Below are 25,357 nucleotides of genomic sequence, written 5' to 3'. Positions count from 1 at the left end.
CGTTGCTGTGCCCCCACCTCGTCGTACGCGGGTCGTCGCCGATTCGGTTCGGCCGGTCCACCGTAGCGTGCGCACAGGTGGTGAGTTGACCGGAGGCGGAAGCCCGTCAGCTGTCCGCGCCGGTCCTGCCCCAGTCCGGGCCCGCCCTGCCCCATTCCTGCTCCAGGCGCGCGTACCGGCGGCGGACCATGCGCCACACGACGATCCGCCGGGCGGTCTCGACCAGGGCGGCGGTCGCCACGGCGGCGCCGAACCCGGCGAGCACGGCGTGCGTCGCCGCGGTACGGGAGTCCAGCGGGCGGGCCACCGTCCGGCCGTGTGCGTCCGTCCATATCGCGAAACGGTCGCCGGTGACGGGGTCGTCGATGCCCGCCATGAGGGGACCCTCGTGCCGCGAGCCGTCCGGCGCGGTCCAGTCGGCCAGGACACGGCTGCGCAGGTCCCCGGCGGACGCGCCCTCGGGGTGGACGGTCAGTGGGGGACGCTCCAGCGCACGGACCACGGTGGCCGTGACCCGGTGCCGGGACTCGTGCTGGTCGCGCACCGACCGCTGCAGGGCGTCCTGCGCGGCGCCGCCCACGAGCGTGCCGGTCAGCGGGGCCAGGGACAGGATCAGCAGCAGTCCGGCCAGTGCCACCCAGGCCTCGGCCAGGTCGGTCGCACGGCACAGGGCGTTGTGCCGCCAGCGCCAGAGCCCGCTGATCGCCCGCACGATCCGTACCCCTCCCCGCTCCGTACCGGCCCCGGTTCGAGCCGTTCACGAGCGGGGGCCGGTCATGGAGAGCGGGCCACGCCGTCCCGACCGGACTCGCGGCCGGGTTCCTCATGAACGTCTCGCCAAGGCTCAACGCGCGGGCCGCGGACCGGGTTCCCGGGTATGCGCCGGTGTCCGGAACGCGCCGCCGGGAACGCGGCACGTCACTCGACGATCCGCACCGGGTCGCCGACCCGGACCGTGCCGCGGCCGACCGGGACCAGGTTCTGCCCGAAGACCAGTTTCCCGTCGATGCGGCGGTGCCGCCCGAGGCTGTGCAGGGGCTCCCTGCCGCGCCCGGCGGTGCCCTGGTCGGTCGTCGTCACGACGCACCGCCCGCACGGTTTGACGACCCGGAAGGCGACCTCGCCGACGGTGACGCGGGACCAGCCGTCCTCGGCCCACGGGTCGGTGCCGGCGACGACCACGTTCGGCCGGAAGCGGTTCATGGGCAGCGGGCCCTCGTCCGCGTGCTCGCCCCCGGCGATCAGGGAGTTCAGGGCGTCGAGCGAGGCCGTCGTCGTGAGCAGCAGCGGGAAGCCGTCGGCGAAGGAGACGGTCTCGCCCGGCAGCGCGTACCGCGGGTCCACGGGCCGGCGCGTGGCGGGCTCGTCCAGGTACACCAGCCGCACGTTTGCTCCGAGCAGGGCGCTGAACCAGGAGTGCGCGGCCTCGCCCGCCGCGGGCAGCGCCTCGACCTTGTCGCGGAAGACCTCCACCACGACGGTGCCCGCTCCACGCGGGGCCGGAACCGTGAGCGGCTCCCGGCCGGGCGCGGACAGCACCACGCCGCCGCCGGGCAGGAGCTCGGCGGCGGCCAGGGCGAGGCGCGGCTGCTGGCGTTGTGTGACGACCTTTCCCCCGTCGTCGATCAGCATCCAGCGGCGGTCCCCGGCCAGCCCCCAGGGCTCCACGGCGGCCTCCCGGAGCGACAGGCTCCGGGTCGCCTTGACCGGATGGACGTGAATCGACTGCAGTCGCGCGTTCGCCATGGGGTCATCGTGCCAGGAGGCACCGACAACCCCGACGACGGCTCAGTAGCCGCGGTACTGCTGCTGGTTGTACGGGTCCTGGTACGGCGCCGGGGCGGGCCGGGGAGCCGTGGGGCGCATCGCCTCGTACCCCGCGGGTCCGGGCGCGGCCGGGCGTGGCTGCTGCGCCTGCTGGGGGCCGGGGTACCCGCGTGGCGCGGTCGCCTGGTGCGGGATGTACGGGGCGGGGGCCTGCTGCAGCGGGGCGGGCTGCGGCGCCTGCTGCGGGTAGCCGTAGGAGGGCTGGGACGGGCCCGCCGGGAGGGCGGGCAGAGCCGAGGGGAGCGCGGGCAGGTGGCTGCCCGGCGCGTCGTACGCGGCGGGGACCCGGATCGGGGCGATCTGCGGGGTGCCCCGCTCGGCCACGAGTGAGTCGTAGATCGGAGTGTCCGGGAAGGAGGCGGAGTAATAGCCGCCACCATAAGTGGAGCGGGGGGAGGTCATGGCACATAAGTTAAGCCCACGATGTGCTGATTGGGGAGACCGATAAGAGGGTTGTTTTCCGTGTCCGCAGTGACCAGGGATCCCCAATGCGAGCGAACTCGGCAAAATGGGGCGTCACGCCGCGCGTTCTTGGGGTAAAGGGCGAGTTCCGGGCGGGTTACCGGCGGTTGTCCGGACGCCTTCCCGCACTCCTTGCGAGGGGTGGGCGGCGGGAGAATAGGTTGGGCGGGAAAAGGCTCGGCGAACCGCCGGGACACGGCCCGGCTCGGTGACACGTGATGGGGGCGGACATGTCAATGCCGAAAGGATCGAACACTCCGGTGCCCACGACGGCGCTACGGGTGGAACTGGGCTGGCGATCCGGCCCCGGCGTGCCCGACGCGGACGCGTCGGCCCTGCTCCTGGTGGGTGGGACGGTCCGTTCCGACGCGGACTTCGTCTTCTACAACCAGCCGGCGCACTCCTCCGGCGCGGTCCGCCACGAGGGCAAGCGGGAGGCCGGCGGCCGGGTGACCGACAGCCTGCTCGTCGACCTCGCGCGCGTGGAGCCCGCGATCGAGACCGTGATCCTCGCCGCCTCCTCGGACGGCGGACCGTTCGGGCGGGTCCCCGATCTGTACATCGAGGTCCGCGACGCCGCGCGGAACACCGTGGCGGCCCGCTTCGACAACCCGGGCGCGACCGTCGAGACGGCCTTCGTGCTCGGCGAGTTCTACCGCCGCCAGGGCGCGTGGAAGTTCCGTGCCGTCGGCCAGGGCTACGACACCGGGCTCGAGGGCCTGGCCACGGACTACGGCATCTCGGTGGACGAGCCGCCGCAGGCACCCCCGGCGGCCCCGCCGGCACCGGCTGTCCCCACGGCCACCACGCCCCCGTCGGCGCCCCCGGCCACTCCCGTACCCCGGTCGGCCGCAGCCGCCCCGTCGCCCCCGCCGACCGCGGCGCCCTCCGCCGAGCCGGTCCGTCCGACCAAGGTCACGCTCACCAAGGCGGCACCCTCCGTCTCGCTGACCAAGCAGGGCGGTACTTCGGGCGCCCTGCGCGTCAACCTCAACTGGCAGGTGCGCAAGCAGTTCTCCGGCTGGGCCCGCAAGCTCGGCCGCCCGGCCGCCCCGCACGACGACCTCGACCTCGACCTGTGCTGCCTGTACGAACTCACCGACGGCAGCAAGGGCGTCGTCCAGGCCCTCGGCAACGCCTTCGGGTCCCTGTACCAGCCGCCGTTCATCCACCTCGACGGCGACGACCGCACCGGCGCGGTGACGACCGGCGAGAACCTCACCGTCAACCTCGACCACAAGCAGCACTTCCGGCGCATCCTCGTCTTCGTCACCATCTATGAAGGCGCGCGCTCCTTCGCCGACCTGCACGCCACGGTCACCCTCCAGCCGCAGCACGGAGCTCCGATCGACTTCTCGCTCGACGAGTGCACGGTCCCCTCGACGGTGTGCGCCCTCGCGCTGATCACCGGCACCGGCAGCGACCTGGTCGTCCAGCGCGAGGCCCGCTACCTGGTCCCCGAACGCGGCGTGAGCCCGCAGCGGACCGTCGACCACGCCTACGGCTGGGGCATGAACTGGACCCCCGGCCGGAAGTGAACCTTCCAGGCGCGGGCGTTCACCCCTCCTCGGGCACGGCGCCCGGACGGGCGTAGGTACGGCCCTTCCAGGCCGCGCCCCGCCCCCGGTGGTGCAGCACCGCCGAGTCGACCGTCATCAGGAGATACAGGAACGCCGTGAACGGCAGCAGCGGAGCGAGCCACAGCGGCTGCCGGTAGTAGCGCAGCATGGGCACGTACGTCCCCGCCATCACCAGCCACGCGGCGGCACCGAGGACGGCCGCCGCCGTACTCCCCGTCACCGCGCCCACGACCACCGCCACCGGCGGCACGAGGTATACCAGGGCCAGGCCGACGACCGTCCCGGCGAGCACCAGGGGGTTGTGCCGCAGCTGCGCGTAAGCGCTGCGCGAGACCATCCGCCACAGGTCGCGCAGCCGCGGGTACGGACGCACGCTGTCCACCCGGTCGGCCAGGCCCAGCCAGACGCGGCCGCCGCTGCCCTTGACCGCCCGGGCGAGGGCCACGTCGTCGATGACGGCGTGCCGGATGGCGTCCGGGATCCGCGCCCGCTCGGCGGCATCGGTGCGCAGCAGCACACAGCCGCCCGCCGCTGCCGCGGTTCGCCCCTTCCCGCCGATCCACCGGAACGGGTACAGCTGCGCGAAGAAGTAGACGAAGGCCGGCACCACGAGCCGCTCCCACACGCTCTCCACCCGCAGCCGGGCCATCTGCGAGACGACGTCGAAACCACCGGTGCGGGCCGCCGCCACCAGCCGGCGCAGGCTGTCCGGCGCGTGGGCGATGTCGGCGTCCGTGAGCAGCAGGTACTCGGGCTCACGCGCGCGAGCCAGGGCGATGCCGTGCCGCACCGCCCACAGTTTGCCCGTCCAGCCGGCGGGCGGCTCCCCGGGTGAGGCCACGGTGAGCGGCAGACCCTCCTGCCGCCGGGCCAGCTCGCACGCCAGCTCACCCGTGCCGTCCGTGCTGCCGTCGTCGATCAGAAAGACCTCCGCCCGCCCCGGATACGTCTGCGCGAGCAGCGACGGCAGGCTCGCGGACAGGACCGCCGCCTCGTCGCGCGCCGGGACGACCACGCACACGGGGGGCCAGGAGCCGGGCTCCACCCGGGCCGGCAGCCCGACGTCCGTACGCCAGAAGAAGCCCCGGGCGAGCAGCAGCCACAGCCAGGCGGCGAGGGACAGGGCGGATACGACGGTCACGACGGCAGTCCACGCATCGGCGCTCACGTCCGCAGTCTGCCCCACGACACCGGACCGCAGCGGCCCATCGACTATGGTGGCCGGGTGAAGATCGCGCTCATGGACTCCGGAATCGGTCTGCTGGCGGCCACCGCCGCGGTACGGCGCCTGCGACCGGACGCCGATCTCATCCTCTCCCTGGACCCCGACGGCATGCCCTGGGGCCCGCGCACCCCCGAGGACCTCACCGGGCGTGCCCTCGCCGTCGCCGAGGCCGCCGCCGCGCACCGCCCGGACGCCCTGATCGTCGGCTGCAACACCGCCACCGTGCACGCGCTGCCCGCGCTGCGCGCCCGGTTCGAGCCCGCACTGCCGGTCATCGGCACCGTCCCGGCGATCAAGCCCGCCGCGGCCGGCGGCGGCCCCGTGGCGATCTGGGCCACGCCCGCCACCACCGGCAGCCCCTACCAGCGCGGTCTCATCAAGGAGTTCGCCGGCGACGCGGCCGTCACCGAAGTGCCGTGCCCGGGGCTCGCCGACGCCGTGGAGCACGCGGACGAGGCCGCGATCACCGCGGCCGTCGCCGCCGCGGCCGCCCTGACACCGGACGCGGTGACGACCGTCGTCCTGGGCTGCACCCATTACGAACTGGTCGCCGAACGCATCCGCGCCGCCGTGCAGCGCCCCGGCGCCCCGCGCCTCGTCCTGCACGGCTCCGCCGGTGCGGTCGCCGCCCAGGCACTGCGCCGGATCGGCGCCCGGCCCGACCCCGGAGCCCCGGCCGAGGGCACCCTCACCGTGCTGCTGAGCGGACGTGAGGGCACACTGCCCGAGCCCGCGCTCGCGTACGACGAGGGCCGGCTCCTGCGAGCGGTCACACCGGCCCGCTGACCGGCGGGCACGCCCGGTCGGCCCAGTCACCCTGCGCGACGAGGTACGCGCGCAGCGAAACGTGAGTAACCTCGTATCCATGAGGCATCGCCACGGCGAGACCACCCCCCAGCCGGACGTCTGGACCGGACGCGCCACCAACCGGGTCCAGTGGCTCCTGGCGCCCATCGGCGCCGCCTGCATGGCGTTCGGCATCGCGCTGGCCGTCGAATCGGCCTGGGAGTCCGGCGTCGCCCCGCTGGCCATGGCGGTCGTCGGCTGCATCGCGGCCGGACTGCTGGTGCTCTTCGGCACGCTGGCGTTCGTGCACGTCGCGCTGAGAGTCGACGAGGAGTGCCTCGAGGTGCGCTGCGGCCACATCGGCGTGCCCCGTCGCCGCATCCCCCTGTCCCACGTCGCGGGCGCCGAGTTCGCCCCGCACGTCACCCCGCGCCACTGGGGCGGCTGGGGTTACCGCTGGCGGCCGGAGAAGGGCACCGCCGTCGTCGTACGCAGGGGGGAGGGCGTGGTCCTGCGACTGTGGGACGGACACACCTTCACCATCACCGTGGACGACGCGGAGGCGGCCGTCCAGGTCATCAAGGACCGGCTGCGGCCCAAGGCGCCGGGGCCGGCACGCTGAGCGCACTCGGGGGCTGAGCCGGCGAGGTCCACCGGAACCGCTGCGGCCGCCCTCCGCACCGGCCCGCCCCCACCCGTACCGACGCCAACACCCCGCACCGCCCTCACCCGGAGAGCCGATCGCCCCGCGGTCGTACACCGGTCGCCGGCCGGGCCGGTGACTCGGCGGGGCGGGAAGGGCCGTGGCCGGCCCCGCGCGGAGTCCCGCACCCGCCGACACCGTGGTGGGGTTCAGCGCGTTGCCGACGGCGACGACCGCCCGAGCCCGGTGCCGGGCCCCGTCGGCGATGAGGACGACCGGTGTGCGGCGCGACGAGCGCCACAGGGGCGTACGGCATCCAGCACGACGCGGCACCGGACAACCGCGGCACCGGACAACCGTGGCCCCGCAGCGACCGTGGCCCCGCGGCGACCGCGGACCGCGCTGTCGGCGGCGTGGTCACCCGCCGTACACTCCGGGGGGTGACAGCCACCGCAACCTCCGTCGGCGAGTCGGACCGGACACAGCCGCAGACGACACCCACTCCGCGTGTCGCCACGTGGCTCCGGCGCCTCCTCCCGGCCGCCGCCGCCGCGCTCTCCGGAGTGCTGCTCTACGTCAGCTTCCCGCCGCGCACCCTGTGGTGGCTGGCACTGCCCGCCTTCGGCGTCTTCGGCTGGGTGCTGCGCGGCCGCGGCTGGAAGGCGGGCCTCGGCCTCGGTTACCTCTTCGGCCTCGGCTTCCTGCTCCCGCTGCTGGTCTGGACCGGCGTGGAGGTCGGCCCCGGGCCCTGGATCGCGCTGGCCGCGATCGAGGCGCTCTTCGTCGCGCTGGTCGGCGCGGGCGTCGCCGCGGTCTCGAAACTGCCGGCCTGGCCCGTGTGGTCGGCGGCGCTGTGGACCGCGGGAGAGGCCGCACGCGCGCGTGTGCCGTTCGAGGGCTTCCCCTGGGGGAAGGTCGCGTTCGGTCAGGCGGACGGCCTGTTCCTGCCGCTCGCCGCGGTCGGCGGCACACCGGTACTCGGCTTCGCGGTCGTGTTGTGCGGCTTCGGCCTCTACGCGGTCGTGCGCCTGGCCGTCCGGGCGCGCCGCACCCACGAGGTACGGCGGAGCGCGGCGGCGGTGGCCCTCCTCAGTGTGGCCGTACCCCTCGTGGCCGCCGTGGCCGCCCGGCCGCTGGTCAGCGACAAGGCGCAGGACGGCACCGCGACCGTCGCCGTGATCCAGGGCAACGTGCCCCGCGCGGGCCTCGACTTCAACGCCCAGCGGCGGGCCGTACTCGACTACCACGCGCGCGAGACACAGCGCCTGGCCGCCGACGTCAAGGCCGGCAAGGTCGACCAGCCCGACTTCGTGCTCTGGCCGGAGAACTCCTCGGACATCGACCCCTTCGCCAACGCCGACGCGCGCCTCGTGATCGACCGGGCCGCCAAGGCGATCGGCGCGCCCATCTCGGTCGGCGGCGTCGTGGAACGCGACGGCAGGCTGCTCAACGAGCAGATCCTGTGGGACCCGGACAAGGGCCCCGTGGACACCTACGACAAAAGGCAGATCCAGCCGTTCGGCGAGTACCTCCCACTGCGCTCGCTCATCGGGGCGATCAACGACGAGTGGACCTCCATGGTCAGCCAGGACTTCAGCCGGGGCACCGAGCCGGGCGTGTTCACCATGGCCGGCACCAAGGTCGGGCTCGTCACCTGCTACGAGGCCGCCTTCGACTGGGCGGTGCGCTCCGAGGTCACCGACGGCGCCCAGATGATCTCCGTACCCAGCAACAACGCGACGTTCGGCCGCAGCGAGATGACCTACCAGCAGCTCGCGATGTCACGCATCCGGGCGGTCGAGCACAGCCGCTCCGTCACCGTGCCGGTGACCAGCGGTGTCAGTGCGATCATCATGCCGGACGGGAGGGTCACCCAGAAGACCGGCATGTTCGTGGCGGACTCCCTGGTCCAGGAGGTGCCCCTGCGCTCCTCCGAGACGCCCGCCACCCGACTGGGCGTGGTGCCCGAGATCGCCCTGGTGCTGGTCGCGGCCGGCGGGCTCGGCTGGGCCGTCGGTGCCGGTGTGCGCGGGCGACGCGCCCGGGGCGTGTAGCCGTACGCCCGCCGCACGCCCCGCGACACCGCTCGGAGTGACCCGAGGGGCCCGTTAGGGTCGTACGCATGGCTACTCCCGACTTCATCCGCGACCTGCGCGCCTCGGCCGGACACCAGCTGCTGTGGCTCCCCGGAGTCACCGCCGTCGTCTTCGACGACGAGGGCCGGGTACTGCTCGGCCGGCGGTCCGACAACGGCCGCTGGTCACTGATCGGCGGTATCCCGGAACCGGGGGAGCAGCCCGCCGCCTGCGCCGTGCGCGAGGTCGAGGAGGAGACGGCCGTACGGTGTGTCGTCGAGCGCGTGGTCCTCGTCCAGGCGCTGAACCCGGTCACGTACGACAACGGCGACGTCTGCCAGTACATGGACATCACCTTCCGCTGCCGGGCCGTCGGCGGCGTGGCCCGGGTCAACGACGACGAGTCGCTCGACGTGGGCTGGTTCGCGGTGGACGCCCTGCCGGACCTCAAGGAATTCGGGCAGGCCCGGATCAAGCAGGCGCTGTCCGACGCCCCCACATGGTTCGACCCCACTGGTTCCGTCTGAAGTATGGGGTGTGCCCACATGGGGGGCGGCGTGGACTCTGCCTAAGGTCGGGACATGACCTCGCCCAGCGTCCTCCCGGCCCTCCACGCCTCCCCGCTCGACCTCGGCGGCCGCACCGCCCTCGTCACCGGCGCCGCCGGCGGCATCGGCCGTGCCTGTGCGCGGCGGCTGGCCGCCGCGGGGGCCGAGGTCACAGCGGTCGACCGGGACGCCGCGGGGCTGGACGCCCTCGCGGAGAGCTGCGGGGACCTCGCGGGCAGCGTCGAACCCCGCGTCCTGGACCTGACCGACCTGGACGCCGCGGAACGCGCCGCCTCCGGCACCGACGTCCTCGTCAACAACGCCGGACTGCAGCTGGTGCGGCCGATCGAGGAGTTCCCGCCCGACGTCTTCCACACCGTGCTCACCGTGATGCTGGAGGCCCCCTTCCGCCTCATCCGCGGCGCCCTGCCCCACATGTACGGGCAGGGCTGGGGCCGTATCGTCAACATCTCCTCCGTCCACGGCCTGCGCGCCTCCGCCTACAAGGCCGCCTACGTCTCCGCCAAGCACGGTCTGGAGGGCCTGTCCAAGACCGCCGCCCTCGAAGGCGCCGCCCACGGCGTCACCTCCAACTGCGTCAGCCCCGCCTACGTGCGCACCCCGCTCGTCGAGAAGCAGATCACCGACCAGGCCCGGGCGCACGGCATCCCCGAGGAGCAGGTGCTGACCGACGTACTGCTGAGGGACAGCGCGGTGCGGCGGCTCATCGAACCGGAGGAGGTCGCCGAGGCAGTGGCCTACCTGTGCGGTCCGCAGGCGTCCTTCGTCACCGGCACCTCACTCGCCCTGGACGGCGGCTGGACCGCGCACTGAGCAGGACGGCGGCCCGCGTCCCGAGCCGGGTGGGTGCCCCGGCGGCCCGGGTTTTCCACAGGGCCGCCGGGACGACAGCGCGATGGGGAATCCTGTGAGCATGTCCCGCGATCACGTGCAGTCCGCCGAGCGTTCCGCCCACGGCGCCGGAGCATCGGCCGGAGATGCCGGAGATGCCGGAGATGCCGGAACGTCGCCCCGCGATGCGGGAGATGCCGCCGCCCCGGCGCCCGCCGCCGTCGAGACGCCCTTCCTGGACCTGCTGGCCCGGGGCGCGTCCGCCGACGCCTACGAGCAGCCGGTGCTGCTCGCCCGCGCCGAGGGAGGACCGGCCGAGCGGATCGCCGCACTCGAACAGGCGAAGAACCTCGCCCTGCGCGTGCGCTCCGAACTGGAGGGCCGGCGCAGGCGCGAGGCCGAGCTGTCCGCACTGTTCGAGACGGCCCACGACCTCGCCGGACTCCGCGACCTGGACGCCGTCCTGCGCGCGATCGTGCAGCGGGCCCGCTCACTGCTCGGCACCGACGTCGCCTACCTCAGCCTCAACGACCCGGCCCGCGGCGACACCTACATGCGCGTCACCGAGGGCTCGGTCGCGGCCCGCTTCCAGCAGCTGCGGCTCGGCATGGGGGAGGGACTCGGCGGCCTCGTCGCCCAGACCGCCCGCCCCTACGTCACCGACGACTACTTCAAGGACGCCCGCTTCCAGCACACCCGCACCATCGACGCGGGCGTACGCGACGAGGGCCTGGTCGCCATCCTCGGCGTACCGCTGACGCTCGGCCACCACGTCATCGGCGTGCTCTTCGCCGCGGACCGGCGCGCCCGCGTCTTCGAACGCGAACAGATCGCCCTGCTCGGCTCCTTCGCCGCCCTCGCGGCAGCCGCCATCGACACCGCGAACCTGCTCGCCGAGACCCGCTCGGCCCTCGCCGGCCTGGAGCGGGCCAACGAGATCATCCGGGACCGCAGCGGCGTCATCGAGCGCGCCTCCGACGTCCACGACCGGCTCGCCGAACTCGTCCTGCGCGGCGGCGGTGTCCACGACGTGGCCGCCGCCGTCTCCCAGGTCCTGGCCGGCACCGTCGAGTTCACCGAAGCCGCCGCCGCACCCGCGCGAGCCCTGGAGACATCCCGTGCCGAGGGCCACGCGGTGCGGCACGAGGACGACTGGATCGCCGCCGTCACCGCCGGCGACGAACTGCTCGGCGCCCTCGTCCTGCGCGGCCACCCCGGGCTCGATCCCGTGGACCAGCTCACCCTGGAACGCGCCGCGATGGTCACCTCCCTCCTCCTGCTCGCCCGGCGCTCCGCCGCCGAGGCCGAACAGCGAGTCCGCGGCGAACTGCTGGACGACCTGCTCGACGCCCGTGACCGCGACCCCCGCGTGCTGGGCGACCGCGCCCGACGGCTGCGCGCCGACCTGGACGCCACCCACGTCGTACTCGCCGCCCGCCTCGACGCCACCGCATCCGACGCCGACCAGGAGGCGGACGCGCGCCGACGCCTGTGGGCCGCAGCCTCCCACCTCGCCGCCACCCGGCACGGCCTGGCCGCCGCCCGGGACGGCGGCACCGTACTGCTGCTGCCCCTGGCCGCCGGGGACGGTGCCACGGACCTGGCCCGCCGCACCGCCCAACAGCTGAGCACGGCCGTCCACGAGGCGGTCACCGTCGGCGCCTCCGCCCCGGTGGAGGACCTCGCCGCGCACCCGGACTCCGTGGCCGCCGCATACGGCGAAGCCCGGCGCTGCCTCGACGCCCTGCGCCTGCTGGGCCGCTCCGGGGACGGTGCCGCCGCCGAGGACTTCGGGTTCCTGGGCCTGCTGCTGGCCGGGGACCAGGACGTCTCCGGTTTCGTCGAGCGCACCATCGGCCAGGTCGAGGCCTATGACGAGCGGCGCGGCACCGAACTCCTGCGGACCCTCGACGCGTACTTCGCCTGCGGCATGAGTCCCGCCCGCACCAAGGACAGCCTGCACGTCCACGTGAACACGGTCGCCCAGCGCCTGGAGCGCGTCGGCCGCCTCCTCGGCGACGACTGGCAGAGCCCGGACCGCGCACTGGAGATACAACTGGCCCTCAGACTCCACCGGCTGTCGGTCCCCGCGCGGCACTGACCCCCGCACGCGAGGGCGTACGGGGGCCGGCGGGCGGGACGGGTCAGCGGGTGCGCGCCTCCGGCGTCCGGGAGACACCTTCCTCCGCCTCCTTCATGTCCCCGTCCCCGGGGGAGGACATGACCTCGGTGAGGTCCCGGTGGCGGGTCTCCTTCGCCACACCCACGGCGATCAGCGTCAGCACGGCCGCGGCGATGACGTAGAGGGAGACCGGGGTGGAACTGTCGTACTCGGACAGCAGCGCGGTGGCGATCAGCGGCGCGGGGGCACCGGCCGCGACGGAGGCGAACTGGGCGCCGATCGAGGCACCCGAGTAGCGCATCCGCGTCGCGAACATCTCGGAGAAGAAGGCCGCCTGGGGCGCGTACATCGCGCCGTGCAGCACCAGGCCCACGGTCACCGCGAGGAGCAGACCGCCGAAGTGGCCGGAGTCGATCAGCGTGAAGAAGGGGAACATCCACAGCCCGACACCGGCCGCGCCCAGCAGATACACGGGACGGCGGCCGATCCGGTCCGACAGCGCGCCCCAGGCCGGACTGACCGCGAAGTGCACGGCCGAGGCGATCAGCACCGCGTTGAGCGCCGTCTGTTCGGAGAGGCCGACCGAGGTGGTGGCGTAGACGAGGATGAAGGCGGTGACGACGTAGTAGCTGATGTTCTCCGCCATCCGCGCGCCCATCGCGATCAGCACGTCGCGCCAGTGGTGCCGCAGCACGGAGACCAGCGGAAGCTCCTCGGCGGCCGCCTTGCGGGTCTCGGCCCCGCGGGTTTCCGCCCTGCGCGTCTCGGCCTGTGCCAACGCCTGCTTGAAGGCCGGCGATTCGTCGACGGACAGACGAATCCACAAACCGACCATGACCAGCACGCCGGAGAGCAGGAACGGTATCCGCCAGCCCCAGCTGTCGAACGCGGAGTCCGACAGCACGGCCGTCAGCAGCGACAGCACACCGGTCGCCAGCAACTGCCCCGCCGGCGCACCGGTCTGCGGCCACGACGCCCAGAACCCGCGCCGGCGCGCGTCCCCGTGCTCCGACACCAGCAGCACGGCGCCGCCCCACTCACCGCCGAGCGCGAAGCCCTGGACGAGCCGCAGCACGGTCAGCAGCACGGGAGCGGCCGTGCCGATGGTCGCGTGCGTGGGCAGCAGCCCGATCGCGCAGGTCGCCCCGCCCATCATCAACAGGCTGAGCACCAGCAGCTTCTTGCGCCCGAGCCGGTCACCGTAGTGCCCGAACACGAGCGCCCCCAGTGGACGCGCGGCGAACCCGACGGCGTACGTCAGGAACGACAGCAGCGTGCCGACCAGCGGGTCGGAGTCCGGGAAGAACAGCTGGTTGAAGACGAGCGCGGCGGCGGAGCCGTAGAGGAAGAAGTCGTACCACTCGATGGTGGTGCCGATGGGGGAGGCTCGTGTGACAGGTCCGGGTGAGCGCTGTTCAGGCGGTGATGGTTCAGGGCCGGATCAGTACACCCCCTCAGCGACGGCTGCGCGCGAGCGGACACCGGGTGTCGGCGGCTCCGGCCCTCGGGCGTGGGCGGCCGGGGGCCGGCGAGGCCCGCGGTTGTCCCGCCTCTTGTACTCGCGGTCCAGATGCGCGAGACGTGCCTGACCGACGGTCGGCGGCTGATGTCGTTCGGCGAGCACACGCTCGCGCCGTGCACGGTCCGCAGCGGCGACGATCGTGATCCAGTCGGGCCCGAGACGGGCGATCAGGCGGGTACGCAACACGGTCCGCTGCCGGGCCGTGGTGCCCGCCCAGATACCCGTCGGTGTCTCCTCCGGATGTGCGAGTGCCCACTTGAGGCACTGAGGCGCGACCGGGCACACCGCGCACTGTGCCTGAGCAGCCGCTATGCGCTGGGTGACCTGGTACCCACGTTCTTCGTATTCGTGGACGAAGAGCTCAGGATTTGTCCGGCAGCTGGTCGGTTTGTGAATGCGGGGGAACGGGATGTCGGCGGCAGAAGGATTGGCGGAGCTCATCGGGTGTACCTCGATTCGAAGGTGGGGGCAGGCGGACGAGGGTTTGTGCGGCCGGATCGTGTCGGCGGTGAGCCGGTCACACAGCGTCGGGCGCTCGATTGCGCGCCGGGTGTTCGGTCGAGGGCGGTTCTCTTCGGTGCGGGGCGGGGGCGGTCATGGTGCTTGCGCCGGGTCGCGGGTGCCGGGGCGTCCGGCCCGGCGGCCGTTGACGGACGTATCCGCCCCGTGCCGGGCCCCGGCGAGGGTCGCCCGGCCGGTGTGCTTGCCGTCGTAGAGAGCAGCGTCGGCAGCTCTGAGCAAACGCGACAGGTCGGTGGTGCCGATCGCGCCGGGCGTCGCAGCCCCGACCGAGGCCTCGACGTGGACGACCTGGCCGTCCTCCAGAAGGACCGGCTGGGTGAGCGAAGACATCAGGCGTGCGAGGCATGCGTGCTGGAGACCGGAGCCGAGCCGGGTCGTGAGAGCGAACTCGTCCCCGCCGAGCCGGCCGACGGCGGCCGTGCTGCCCGCCCACTTGGCGAGCCGCTGTGCGGTCGCGGCCAGCACGGCGTCTCCGGCTGGGTGTCCGAGCCTGTCGTTGATCTCTTTGAAGTGATCCAGGTCGCAGATGAGCGTCACGGTGTCGTTGGCGTAGCGGTCGAGGATCTGCTGAGCCTTGGCGGTGTAGCCATCGCGGCGAAGAAGCCCGGTGAGCGGGTCGCGACTGGCAGAGGCGAGCCGGCGCCGAAGTGCTGTGGCGTGCAGCGCCCACCCGAGCAGCGGGACTGCTGGAACAGCCAGAAGAAGCGCACGACGTGCGCAGGAGACGTACGCCTGTGGATGGGCGGCCATGATGACTCCTTCGTGTCGTGCGGTGGCAACGGCTCCGCGCGGGCGGCAGATCGGACGCGGGGATGTGTCCCGTCCGGGGACACTGCAGATCGACGTGGGTGGGCGGATCCCTGTTGTGGAGATCCCTTCAACGGGTGGATTTCGCGACTGAACGGTGGAGCGGCCGGTCGGACAGCGGGCCTTGCTCTCGGCGGGCGCTCGCCTGTGACGACGCGTACTCACGGAGGCCGGGATGGCGGCTGGGGCGAAACGGGATCGTTCGTCATGTGGGGGTGATGTGACGCTGCGGCACTCACCCGGGCCTGGAAGGCTCGGGTGTCGGCCGCGCACATGACGCTCATCAGGAACGTCCGCGGATGGGTGAGGGCTGGCCGGCCTGGACGAGGTTGGGCAGAGGTTTCATGAGTGGTTGTCCTTCGGTGTGCGGAGCTTCCGTCGGCTTTGACTCCGTGACGTAGCGATCGGTCACTGGCGAGGGACGGCGAGGCACTGGCGTCTCTGCTCGTCAGGGAGTCTGCGCATCCGTCACGGCGGGCCGGCGCGGAAAGGCTGTGGCGGCCTGGTACGGAACCGGCGCCGGCCGTACGTCATGAAGGGCGTCGGAGAGTTCGTCCGGCGTCACGCGAACGTCGGTATGGAAGCGCCGAAGCCAGTACGGCCCGAGGGGCTGCTTATGAAACGTTGGTGGAAAAGGAATCCGCCACGGCGCGGAGACCCATGCTCCGTACGGGTTGGCCCAGCGCCTTTTCGTGCCGAGCGGGACGATCCAGTACATCCATGGGTGGCCCTCCTCGGCGATGATCGGTCCGCAGCCTCCGGGGTTCGAACCCATGAGGGAGAACAACTGTTCGCCTGCTTCATGAGCTGCGGTGATCACGACGTCGTGGTGCTTGCCCGGAGATTTGATCGTCGGCAAGTGGGCCACGTTCTCGAGGCGACGTAACAGTGACGTCGGATGGGACCAGTCGTGCACCAGGTGGGAAGTCATGGCTGTAGCGCTTTGTCCGTGATGTGCATGTGGGCCGGGTAGGGGCCCGGCCGGGTTCGGTGACGTAGTCGTCCTGACCGCGCGACGGGTCGGCATCAAGCCGAAGGAACGTCCCCGTTGCAGTGCTCTGCGAGGGTTTACGACGCCACACGACACCCTCGACCTCTGAACTTCCGTACATCGACAACTGGCGAGATCCCGATGGGCCTCGGGGCGAACTAATCTGGTACCTCGACCCTTCAGTCACAGGCTCCCCGCTCGTGGCGGAGCTGAGTTCCCTCTGACTGCGGGGACACGGCGGGGTCGATCGCGTAAGGGCTTGGCGGAAGGCGTTCGGTGGACTCACAGCAGGATTTCGGGATGCAGTTGCGGACGTTCCGGCGCGTTCGGAGCTTGTCACTGAACCAGCTGTCGGCGTTGACCCACTTCAGCAAGGGGTATCTCAGCAAGATCGAGAACGGCGTGAGGCCGCCGACGCGCGAGCTCGCGGTTGCGTGCGACCGGGCCCTCGAACTGGACGGTGTGTTAGAAGCACTGGTGTCCGTTTCCCCGCCGAGAGCGGCGGTCGAGCGCAGAGCACCCGTTTCGGTCCCGGCTCAACTGCCCTCTGCTGCATTGATGGTCGGCCGGTCGGAGACGGCTCGTGACCTGCTTGAGGCGGTGACGGGCGTGACCGGCCGGACCGTGGTGATCGGCATCGACGGGATGGCCGGGGTGGGCAAGACCACGATGGCTCTGCATGTCGCGTACAGCCAGCGGGATCACTACCCCGATGGTGCGTTGTACTGCGACCTGCAGGGCCACTCGGAGGCAGCGGCGCCGCTCCCGCCGGGACAGGTGCTCGGAGACTTTCTGCGTGCGTTGGGCGTTGAGGCCGACGTCATCCCCGACGCCACGGCCGAGCGTTCCAAATTGCTGCGCTCGACACTGAACGGGCGACGCGTCCTCATGGTGCTCGACAATGCGGCGACCAGTGCCCAGGTCCGCCCCTTGCTTCCCGGCGCGGCTGACTGTCTTGTGCTGGTCACGAGTCGCAGCCGGCTCGCCGGTCTTGCCGTCCACGACCACGCGCGCCTCCTCACGCTGGACCCGCTCGAAGACGAGGACGCGTTGGCGCTGTTGCGAGACCGGGTCGGCGGGAGCCGGGTCGATTCCGAGCCCGGCGCGGCCGCGGACATCGTCCGATGGTGCGCGCGTCTTCCCCTTGCCCTGGCGATCGCCGCGGACCTGGCCGCCGAACGCCCTCACGTCGCGCTCGCCGACCTGGCGGCTGACTTGGCGCAGGAACCCAACCGGCTGAATCTGCTGGCCTCCGAGGAAGATCCGAGGACGGCAGTGAACGCCGCCTTCTCCCGGTCCTACGCCACTCTGGCCGCGCCGGCGGCCCGCGCGTTCCGCCTTCTCGCGCTGCACCCCGGGCGGGGCATCAGCGCGGAGGCGGCCGGTGCCCTGCTGGACACGACCGCCGAAGACGCCCGGCACCAGCTGCGTACGCTCGTGCGCGCACACCTGCTCACAGAGCCGACGCCACACCGCTACGGATTCCACGATCTGCTGCTCCTGTACGCGATGGACAAGGCCAGGCAGGAGGAGCCGGCCGAGACGCGCCAACAGACCGTGCGCCGGTCGCTGGAGTGGTATCTGCACAGGGTGAGAGCCGCTTCGCAGGTGATCACTCCGAACCGCTGGCTGAATGAGCTGCGCGATGTGTCGCCTCCCGGTGACGGGGTGCCGACGTTCACCGAGCGTGCGCAGGCCCTGCTGTGGTGCGAGACCGAGCGGCGCAATCTGATCGCCGCAGTGGATGAGGCCGCCGCACTTGGAATGCACGCGGTGGCTTGGCAACTGGCCGCCGCGCTGGTCGGATTCCTCTACCTGCGCAAGCACCGTTCCGACTGGGATCATGTAACTCGGCTGGGGCTCGCCTCGGCCATGCAGGTCGAAGACCTGGAAGCCCAAGCGCGCATGCACACCTACCGGGGTGGCTCCTGCGCGGAGTCGCACGACTACACCGAAGCGACCGCTCAGTTCGAACAGGCGCTCAGCGTGTACCAACGTGTCGGAGACACCTTGGGACAGGTCAACGCGCTCAGTAATCTTGGTGACGTGAACCTCCGGCAGGGGCGCTACGCCGAAGCCCTTGTGCACCTCGAGCCCGCCGCGGCTGCCGGACGCGATGTCCAGCAGCCCTGGGTCATGGGGATCCTCCTCAACAACCTCGGTGAGGCGCGGGTCCACGTCGGCCGCTGCCAGGAGGCGGTGATGGACCTTCAGCAGGCTCTCGTGATGCACCGGGAGATCGACAACACCTGGGTCGAGGCCATCACTCGTACGAACCTGGGCATTGCCCACTACCACCTCGCGGAACCGGAACAGGCGGTCACCTACTTCGATGAGGCCTTGCGACTCCACCATGCCGCCGGAAACGAGTGGGGAGAAGGCTGGACCCTCCACCACCACGCCCTGTGCCTTCAGAAGCAGGGTTACGGGGCCGAGGCGCTCGAGATGTGGAAGAAGGCGTTGACCGTGCTCGAATCTCTCGGCGACCCACTCGCCGACACGGTCCGCGCCCACGTCGAGGAGTCGGCCCTCGCTCCACTGGGACCGGACGTGTGAGTGCGTCCCCGAGTTCAGCCTCCCTTCCGGCGTGATGCGTTCGGCGAGGTCGGGAACACTGGCCGGCTGCGTCCGGCGCGGATGGCGAACGGCACGGCGTGCAGACGGTTGCGCAGCGCGTGGCGGCTCAGGAGGGAAGCCAGGGCGCTCATGAGGGTGCGCGGAGAAGAGCTCGGCCTGACGGCGCGACCGCCTGCTCGGTCCTGTTCCGGAGGAACGGATCCCTGGCGATGGCTTCGCCTGCTCAGTGCCTCCCTGAGCACCGGCAAGTGCGGGTGGGGCGAGGCCGGCCGAGATCCGTGGGTCCGGTGTCCGCGAAGCGGGCCACCGACGCGTCGGGTGGATCGTCGTGGACACTGTCGCATCGGGGCATGAGAAGGATGCGGTCACTGAACTGGTCTCCTCACTGGAGAACGCTCTCCTTCGGACGACAGGACGGGCACAGGCTTCGTGCTCGATGATTGCGCGCTGGGACGCGACCCTCCAGGGTTGCCAAGTGGACAACTGCGTTGGCGACGGCCGCGCCGCTGGGACCGGGACGCGTGGGCGTGGTGGTGCGTGCGATCAGTCCGTCAGGCGCCGCAGGTCCAGTTCGGCCAGGAGGCCGACGAGGACCGGGAGGGCGTTCAGGAGGACCCGGCGCTCCCTGGGCAGGAGGCGTAGTTTTGGCGACCCGCTCGACAGGCTGCTCGTCCGCTGCCCATGCTGTGGCGCCGCGGTCCGAGGGCGCTACCCCGATGCCCGGGGTGCCCAGCCGGGTGCGGGCTTGGGAGCAGCGGACTCCAAAGGCGCGGACGACCAGCAGCGGTGTGCGGGGCGAGGCGGCGTGCAGTGGCGCCGCGGCCTCCTCCAGGCGGTACAGCGGAACGTTGTGCGCGCCGGGCGAGTGTCCCCTGGCGATTCACCGGGGTGCGTGAACTCGCAGAACCGCCAGGCGCCCTGGCCGCCGGCCAGGGCGGCGAAGGTCACGGAGTAACGCCTTTCGGGACGTGTTCTCCCCGCTCCGGGTGGATACGGGCGGGAGTGTGTGAAGGGGCGTCGTGTGGAACTTGACCTGACCGCCGACGAGTTGAAGTCGGCGTTGAACCGGCTGCGGCGTGCCCGGGGTCAGCTTGCGGGGGTGATCAGGATGAGGGAGGAGGGGCGGAACGACGAAGAGGTCATCACGTAGTCGGCCGCCGTCTTCCGCGCCCTGGACCGCGCCGGGTTTTCGATCATTGCAACCGGGCTGCAGCAGTGCGTGATCAGCGATGATCCGGTGGTGCGGGTCTCCCTGCGGATGCGGACGCGCCTGGAGGAGTTCTTCCTGTCGCTCGCCTGAGTCCGGGGCCGGTGAGAGTGCTCCCTGGTGGGCGAGCGCTGGTAGCGCTGCGGCGGTGGACAGCGGCTGCTCCGCACAGGCGGGAAGGCACCCCTGGCGGGTACGGCGGAGTGCCGTCGTGGGCAAGGCTCAGGGGTACCCTTGCGCAGCAGAAGCTCGCTCGTGCCTGCTCGCCGCCTTTGTTCACCCCGTGAGTGAAGTCCCTGACCGAAGGCGAGACGGTCGAAGTCGGCAGTCGCGTGGAACGTGCGATCCACACACGGCCGTCGACCGGCAGGGAGCCGGCCGCTCGCCACTGGCAGCGGCGGGCGCCGAAATGGTGTGCAGTCGACCACCCCACCGCAGAGCCGGCTTCGTGGTGAGATGGGTCCCAGCATGCTGTGCGGCGCGAAGTCGACGCCCCCATGGAGTAGTTCGACACCTCGGTACCGGCATGATGTCCCTGCCCATTCGTGGCACCAGGGGTCTCGTGGGCGCCACGGTGCCGAACGGAGGAGGAAAGTGCGTGTCACGCCAGGTACTTGCGGTCAGCCCGGAGCGGCCCGACGGCTTTCGGACGATTGGTGAGGCTCTGGCCAGGGCGCGCAGTGGTGCTGTCGTCAGAGTCTCGCCCGGCGTCTACACCGAGAACCTGACCATCACCACCCCGGTCACCATCGTGGCGGAGCAATCCCGCGGCACCGTGGAGATAGCACCGCGTCGCGGCAGCGCGATCGTGCTCAAGGCGGAGGCCGCGATGCTGACCGACCTGGTGCTGCGCGGGCGGGACGAGGAGCTGCCGGTCGTCGACGCCCCGCGCGGGCAGGTCGCGATGGAGGGCTGCGAGATCACGGGCTCTGCCTGGACGGCCATGTTCGCCCGTGGCAGCGGTTCGCTCGCCCTCCGAGACTGCCGGGTCAGCAACCAGGGCGGTGCCGGGATCGTGGCCACCTCCGAGGTCGAGAGCTCCGTCGAGTCCTGCACCATCGAGCACCTCGGCACCACTGGGGTGGTGATCGGCGATCGAGGCCGGATCACACTGCGTGGCTGCACCATCCGCAACGCCCGCGGGAACGGCGTGCTTGCCAACGGGGAGTCCCAGGGATCGGTCGAGGAGTGCGACATCTCCTCGACCGACAAACCGGCCATCGCCCTGGAGGGCAACAGCACAACTCGGGTGCTGCGCACGGTGGTCCACGACACGAGCACGGGCATCATGCTGAACAGTCAGGCCCGAACGGCACTCGAGGACGTGCGGGTCACCGGCACCACCGGTGTCGGCATCGCGGTCACCGGAGGCAGCAACCCGGTGCTGCGCCGTTGCCGGACCGCGCGTACCAAGGGGCATGGACTGCTGGTCAGCGACCGCTCCCGGGGCACGTTCGAGGACTGCTGGCTGGACGCCGCGCAGTCCCCCGGGCTGCGCGTGAGCGGGCCGTCGTCTCCCGTGCTGGTCGGGCTCACCGTCCGGGACTGCGCCACGACCGCGGTGCTGCTGGAAGAGGAGTCGACGGCCGAGCTGGACCGCCTCGAGGTCATCGACGCCCAGGGAACGGGCGTTTCCATCCGCACGGGAGCCAATCCGCTGATCCGCCGGGCGCGGATCAGCGCTCCGCGCGGTCATGGTGTGGAGACCGTGAAGGACGGCCGGGGGCGGCTGGAGGACTGCACCATCGACGCGGCCGGCCGCTGCGGCATCAGGGTCGAAGACGACGGCAACCTGTACGTCGGCGGCGGCGCCGTCACCTCGGCTGCAGAATCGGGCCTGTCGACCGCCGCCGGGGGAATCGTGACCGTACGGGATCTGGAGATCACCGGTGCCAAGGACTCGGGTGTCACCGTCGACGAGGACGGCGAGGTGACCGCCACCCGCGTCCGGGTGGGCGGCAGCGGCCGCCACGGTGTCCGGATCGCCGAAGGCGGCCGTGGCTCGTTCAACTCCTGTGAGGTCAGCGGAAGCGCCGGCGACGGGTTCCGCATCGAGTCCGCCGCGCCCGTCTCCGTCGTCAACTGCACCGTCCGGGACAACAGTGGCGGCGGGCTCCTCCAGTCCCGGCCCGGTGAGCGGCTCGCCGTCGAAGGGCTGGTCAGCACGGGCAACGGGAAGCAGGACTCCTGGGGCGCCGGGGCCGCCGGGGCCGCCGGCGACAGCGGGATAGGCGGTGAGGACGCGTGGCTGAGCCGCGAGGACGGTCCGCTGTCCGCCCTTGACGCTCTGATCGGCCTCGACAACGTGAAGCAGCAGGTGCGTACGCTGGTCAACCTCACGCGGCTGGCCCAGCATCGCACCCGGTTGGGCATGGCCGCTCCGCCGATGAGCCGGCACCTGGTCTTCGCGGGCCCGCCCGGCACCGGCAAGACCACGGTGGCCCGGCTCTACGGGACGATCCTGGCGGAACTCGGTGCGCTGCGCTCAGGTCACCTGGTGGAGGTCTCCCGGGCCGACCTGGTGGCACAGGTCATCGGTGGTACCGCCATCAAGACCACCGAGGCCTTCAACCGTGCTCTGGGGGGTGTCCTGTTCATCGACGAGGCGTACACCCTGCTGTCCGACGGCCGCGGTTCCGGCGCCGACTTCGGACGGGAAGCGGTCGACACGCTGCTCAAACTGATGGAGGACCACCGCGACGACGTGGTGGTGGTGGCCGCCGGCTACTCCGCCGAGATGCAGAGCTTCCTGGCGTCCAATCCAGGTCTGGCTTCACGCTTCTCCCGCACCGTGGAGTTCGAGAACTATTCGGTGCCCGAACTGGTGGCCATCTTGGAGAGCATGTGTGCGGGACACCAGTACGTGCTCGGTGCCGCCACGCACAAGGCACTCACGGTGCATTTCGAGCGCATGCCCAAGGACGGGTCCTTCGGTAACGGCCGGGCCGCCCGTCAGGTGTTCGAGCAGATGGTGGACCGCCAGGCGTCCCGTCTGGCCGCGCTCACCAACATGACGGCGGAGGACCTGCCACTGCTGCTGCCCGAGGACGTGGGGGAGGAAGCCGCACGAGCCGTCTCCGAGGAGGCCGCACCCGCGGACAGCGAGAACAACCCGCTGGCCCGACTCGGTGACCTGGTGGGACTGGCCGGCGTCAAGCGGGACGTCACCAACCTCGTCAACCTGCTGTCCGTCACGCGCCAGCGGGAGGCCGCGGGACTGCCCGCGCCGCAGATCAGCCACCACCTGGTCTTCACCGGACCGCCCGGCACGGGCAAGACCACGGTGGCACGGCTCTACGGTGAGCTGCTCGTCTCGCTGGGCGTACTGCCCCGCGGCCAGCTCGTCGAGGTGGCCCGCGCCGACCTCGTCGGCCGGTACGTCGGCCATACGGCCCAACTCACCCGGGACGCCTTCGAACGGGCCCTGGGGGGCGTCCTGTTCGTCGACGAGGCGTACACGCTCACGCCCACCGGGCCGGGCTCCTCCTCGGACTTCGGGCAGGAGGCGGTGGACACTTTGCTGAAGCTCATGGAGGACCATCGGGACGAAGTGGTGGTCATCGTCGCCGGCTACACCGAGGAGATGGAGCGCTTCCTCTCCTCCAACCCGGGTCTTTCCTCCCGCTTCTCCCGGCGTGTCGGGTTCACCCACTACTCCTCGGACGAACTCGTCACCATCGTGCGGCAGCATGCGGCCACCTTTGGGTACGAGTGCGGGCCGGGCACCGGCCAGGTACTGCGGGCGTACTTCGAGTCGGTCCCGCGTGACCGCTCATTCGGCAACGGGCGCCTGGCCCGCCAGGTCCTGGAAGGCATGATGACGCGCCAGGCCGGCCGCCTCAGCACGATGACCGCCCCCGGCGTGCAGGACCTGCGCCTGCTCCTTCCCCAGGACGCGGTGCAGGGGGAGGCCGTACCCGAGTGATGAGCGGCGGGTGAGGCGTCCGCGAAGCACACGAGGCTCAACGACCATGACCGGACACTGTCTACGTTTCCAGGATGCACACGATGCGCCGTCACACGCTCCGCCACTCGTCGATGGCGGCCCTGCTCACTCTCCTGTCCACGTCCACGCTGGCCATGGGCGGCACCGCGCAGGCCGGCGCCGTGGCCCGTGAGCCGTTGCGCCTGCCCGCGATGCCGTCCCGGCTGGCGGACGGGGCCGCCTGCACCGGCGGCTCAGGAAAGGTGGTCGACGCGGTGCCTCGGGAGCAGCAGGACCTGCAGCTCGCCAGGGTCCGGCAGTTCGCCGACGGCGACGGGGTGACCGTGGCCGTCGTCGACACGGGGGTGTCGCTCAAGGCGCCGACGCTGAAGGGCAGGGTCGCCGCCGTCGGCGAGGCCGACGACGACTGCGTCGGTCACGGCACCTTTGTGGCCGGGCTGATAGCCGCCGCCACTGCGGAAGGCTCCGGTTTCTCCGGGGTGGCCCAGCAGGCGCACATCCTGGCCGTGCGGGGCACCGACGCCCGCGGCAGGGCGACCGACACCACGGTCGCGGCCGGTATCCGGGCGGCGGTGGACGCCGGAGCGGAAGTCGTCCAGGTGTCCCCGGCCCTGACCCGCAACTCCGCGAAGCTCACGAGTGCCGTCGCCCACGCCGCCGCCCACGACGTGCTGATCGTGGCCGCCGCCGTCCCCGACAGTCCCCAAAGCCCTGCCTCCGCCGCCCCGCCCAGGGACTACTGGCCCGCGGCCGAGCAGGGTGTGCTGTCCGTCATCGACCTCGGTGCGCAAGGCAGCCGTCCACGGGGCGCGCTCACGCCACGGCGCGCGGACCTTGCGGCACCGGGCGACGGTGTGGTCGGCATCGGCCCCACGGGACGGGGCCACTTCATCGGCTCGGGAGCGTCGCTCGCCGCCGGATACGTGGCCGGCACGGCCGCCCTCATCCGGTCCGCCCATCCCGAACTGACCGCCGGGGAGACGGCACGGCGGCTGACCTCGACCGCTTACCCGGCGGGCGTGCCCCGGCTCGACGCGTACGGCGCCGTCACCACGGTTGCCGCTCCCTCTGCCGCGCCGGCGGAGGCGGCGGACGATTCCGAGCCGGTGCGGCTGCCGACGGATGAGGCGGGTGCCCGCGCGACACAGCGAGCTCTGGTGATGGTGGGCGCCGGCGCCGGTCTGCTCGTGTCCATGGCCTGGGCCGCCGTGATCGTCCCGAGAGGCCGCGCCCGCGGATGGCGGCCGGCCCGGGACGACGCTTCGACGACGACCTGAGACGAACGGCGGATCACCACCGCTGGGTACGGGCCTTCGCGTACCTGTGTCCGATTCTGCGACCGCCTGTTGCGCGAGCGGTTCCCGAAAGTCGTTGTCACCGGGGAAATGGCGTCAGTCGGCGCCCGCGTATACACACGGCCGCTGTCCGGACCCGCGGGTCCGGACAGCGGCCTTTGCGCTTCAAGGCCCCGGCGGCGGGCAGGGCACGGCCAGGCACTGCCGGCCTCCCACCGTTCAGACGGTCCACACGGCGACGAGCGCCCCCCCCGGGGGGGGGGGGGGGGGGGGGGACACAAAAAAAGTCGAACCCCAAACCCCCCCCCCCCCCCCCCAACAAGACGGAAAAAAGCCACGCGCGGCGGGGGTGCTTCTCCTAATTCTCCCC

17 protein-coding genes and 2 pseudogenes are annotated in these 25,357 nt (G+C 71.9%); 11 read left to right on the top strand and 8 right to left on the bottom strand.

Annotation, left to right across the window (positions count from 1 at the left end):
• Positions 1-106 precede the first annotated feature (106 nt).
• The 3 genes from ACZ7G3_RS34330 to ACZ7G3_RS34320 form a co-directional block, all read right to left on the bottom strand.
• The gene (locus ACZ7G3_RS34330) at positions 107-712 is read right to left on the bottom strand and encodes an Rv1733c family protein (RefSeq protein WP_470930440.1); all 606 of its coding nucleotides are present in this window, start codon (positions 710-712) and stop codon (positions 107-109) included.
• Between the two features lie 206 nt (positions 713-918).
• A complete protein-coding gene (locus ACZ7G3_RS34325) occupies positions 919-1,746 on the bottom strand; it encodes an MOSC domain-containing protein (protein ID WP_470930438.1) in 828 nt (275 codons plus the stop codon).
• Positions 1,747-1,788: 42 nt separating this feature from the next.
• Positions 1,789-2,229, bottom strand: coding sequence for a DUF6643 family protein (locus ACZ7G3_RS34320; RefSeq protein WP_426601712.1), 441 nt, complete (start codon positions 2,227-2,229; stop codon positions 1,789-1,791).
• Between the two features lie 296 nt (positions 2,230-2,525).
• Here ACZ7G3_RS34320 and ACZ7G3_RS34315 point away from each other — a divergent pair, with 296 nt between their 5' ends.
• A complete protein-coding gene (locus ACZ7G3_RS34315) occupies positions 2,526-3,827 on the top strand; it encodes a TerD family protein (RefSeq protein ID WP_470930450.1) in 1,302 nt (433 codons plus the stop codon).
• A gap of 19 nt (positions 3,828-3,846) precedes the next feature.
• Here the strand turns inward: ACZ7G3_RS34315 and ACZ7G3_RS34310 are convergent, their stop codons facing one another.
• Positions 3,847-5,055 carry a glycosyltransferase gene (locus ACZ7G3_RS34310; protein WP_470930436.1) on the bottom strand — a complete coding sequence of 403 codons (1,209 nt, stop codon included), beginning with the start codon at positions 5,053-5,055 and terminating at the stop codon, positions 3,847-3,849.
• Between the two features lie 39 nt (positions 5,056-5,094).
• Here ACZ7G3_RS34310 and ACZ7G3_RS34305 point away from each other — a divergent pair, with 39 nt between their 5' ends.
• From ACZ7G3_RS34305 to ACZ7G3_RS34280, 6 genes are all read left to right on the top strand, one after another.
• Positions 5,095-5,880, top strand: a complete 786-nt coding sequence (locus tag ACZ7G3_RS34305) for a glutamate racemase (protein WP_426601710.1) — start codon at positions 5,095-5,097, stop codon at positions 5,878-5,880.
• Positions 5,881-5,959: 79 nt separating this feature from the next.
• The gene (locus ACZ7G3_RS34300; protein WP_470930434.1) at positions 5,960-6,502 is read left to right on the top strand and encodes a hypothetical protein; all 543 of its coding nucleotides are present in this window, start codon (positions 5,960-5,962) and stop codon (positions 6,500-6,502) included.
• A 461-nt stretch (positions 6,503-6,963) separates the two neighbouring features.
• Entirely contained in the window at positions 6,964-8,577 is a 1,614-nt protein-coding gene (gene lnt, locus ACZ7G3_RS34295; RefSeq protein WP_470930432.1) for an apolipoprotein N-acyltransferase, read from the top strand.
• Positions 8,578-8,645: 68 nt separating this feature from the next.
• A complete protein-coding gene (locus tag ACZ7G3_RS34290; RefSeq protein ID WP_470930430.1) occupies positions 8,646-9,125 on the top strand; it encodes an NUDIX hydrolase in 480 nt (159 codons plus the stop codon).
• Positions 9,126-9,179: 54 nt separating this feature from the next.
• Complete coding sequence (locus ACZ7G3_RS34285; RefSeq protein WP_470930428.1) at positions 9,180-9,980, top strand: 3-hydroxybutyrate dehydrogenase; 801 nt, start codon at positions 9,180-9,182, stop codon at positions 9,978-9,980.
• A gap of 100 nt (positions 9,981-10,080) precedes the next feature.
• Entirely contained in the window at positions 10,081-12,099 is a 2,019-nt protein-coding gene (locus ACZ7G3_RS34280; RefSeq protein ID WP_470930426.1) for a helix-turn-helix domain-containing protein, read from the top strand.
• A gap of 43 nt (positions 12,100-12,142) precedes the next feature.
• On the opposite strand, the pseudogene ACZ7G3_RS34275 reads toward ACZ7G3_RS34280, so the two are convergent.
• The 4 genes and pseudogenes from ACZ7G3_RS34275 to ACZ7G3_RS34260 all read right to left on the bottom strand — a co-directional run.
• Positions 12,143-13,507: pseudogene (locus tag ACZ7G3_RS34275) on the bottom strand (MFS transporter); the annotation flags it as partial.
• A gap of 54 nt (positions 13,508-13,561) precedes the next feature.
• Positions 13,562-14,083, bottom strand: coding sequence for a WhiB family transcriptional regulator (locus ACZ7G3_RS34270; RefSeq protein WP_398019353.1), 522 nt, complete (start codon positions 14,081-14,083; stop codon positions 13,562-13,564).
• A gap of 153 nt (positions 14,084-14,236) precedes the next feature.
• Positions 14,237-14,914, bottom strand: coding sequence for a GGDEF domain-containing protein (locus ACZ7G3_RS34265; protein WP_398019354.1), 678 nt, complete (start codon positions 14,912-14,914; stop codon positions 14,237-14,239).
• Between the two features lie 505 nt (positions 14,915-15,419).
• The gene (locus tag ACZ7G3_RS34260) at positions 15,420-15,902 is read right to left on the bottom strand and encodes a hypothetical protein (RefSeq protein ID WP_398019356.1); all 483 of its coding nucleotides are present in this window, start codon (positions 15,900-15,902) and stop codon (positions 15,420-15,422) included.
• A gap of 336 nt (positions 15,903-16,238) precedes the next feature.
• On the opposite strand from ACZ7G3_RS34260, the gene ACZ7G3_RS34255 reads away from it, so the two are divergent.
• From ACZ7G3_RS34255 to ACZ7G3_RS34240, 4 genes and pseudogenes are all read left to right on the top strand, one after another.
• Positions 16,239-18,518, top strand: coding sequence for a tetratricopeptide repeat protein (locus ACZ7G3_RS34255; RefSeq protein ID WP_398019357.1), 2,280 nt, complete (start codon positions 16,239-16,241; stop codon positions 18,516-18,518).
• A gap of 1,042 nt (positions 18,519-19,560) precedes the next feature.
• Positions 19,561-19,839, top strand: a pseudogene (locus tag ACZ7G3_RS34250) (metal-sensitive transcriptional regulator).
• 505 nt (positions 19,840-20,344) lie between these two features.
• The gene (locus tag ACZ7G3_RS34245; RefSeq protein WP_398019358.1) at positions 20,345-23,671 is read left to right on the top strand and encodes a right-handed parallel beta-helix repeat-containing protein; all 3,327 of its coding nucleotides are present in this window, start codon (positions 20,345-20,347) and stop codon (positions 23,669-23,671) included.
• Positions 23,672-23,754: 83 nt separating this feature from the next.
• Positions 23,755-24,969 carry a S8 family serine peptidase gene (locus ACZ7G3_RS34240; RefSeq protein WP_398019360.1) on the top strand — a complete coding sequence of 405 codons (1,215 nt, stop codon included), beginning with the start codon at positions 23,755-23,757 and terminating at the stop codon, positions 24,967-24,969.
• Positions 24,970-25,357 lie beyond the last annotated feature (388 nt).

It is taken from the genome of Streptomyces sp. NPDC037271 (assembly GCF_055603605.1).
The sequence above is the reverse complement of the archived record's forward strand: the minus strand, read 5'-3'. Positions and strand labels throughout refer to the sequence as shown.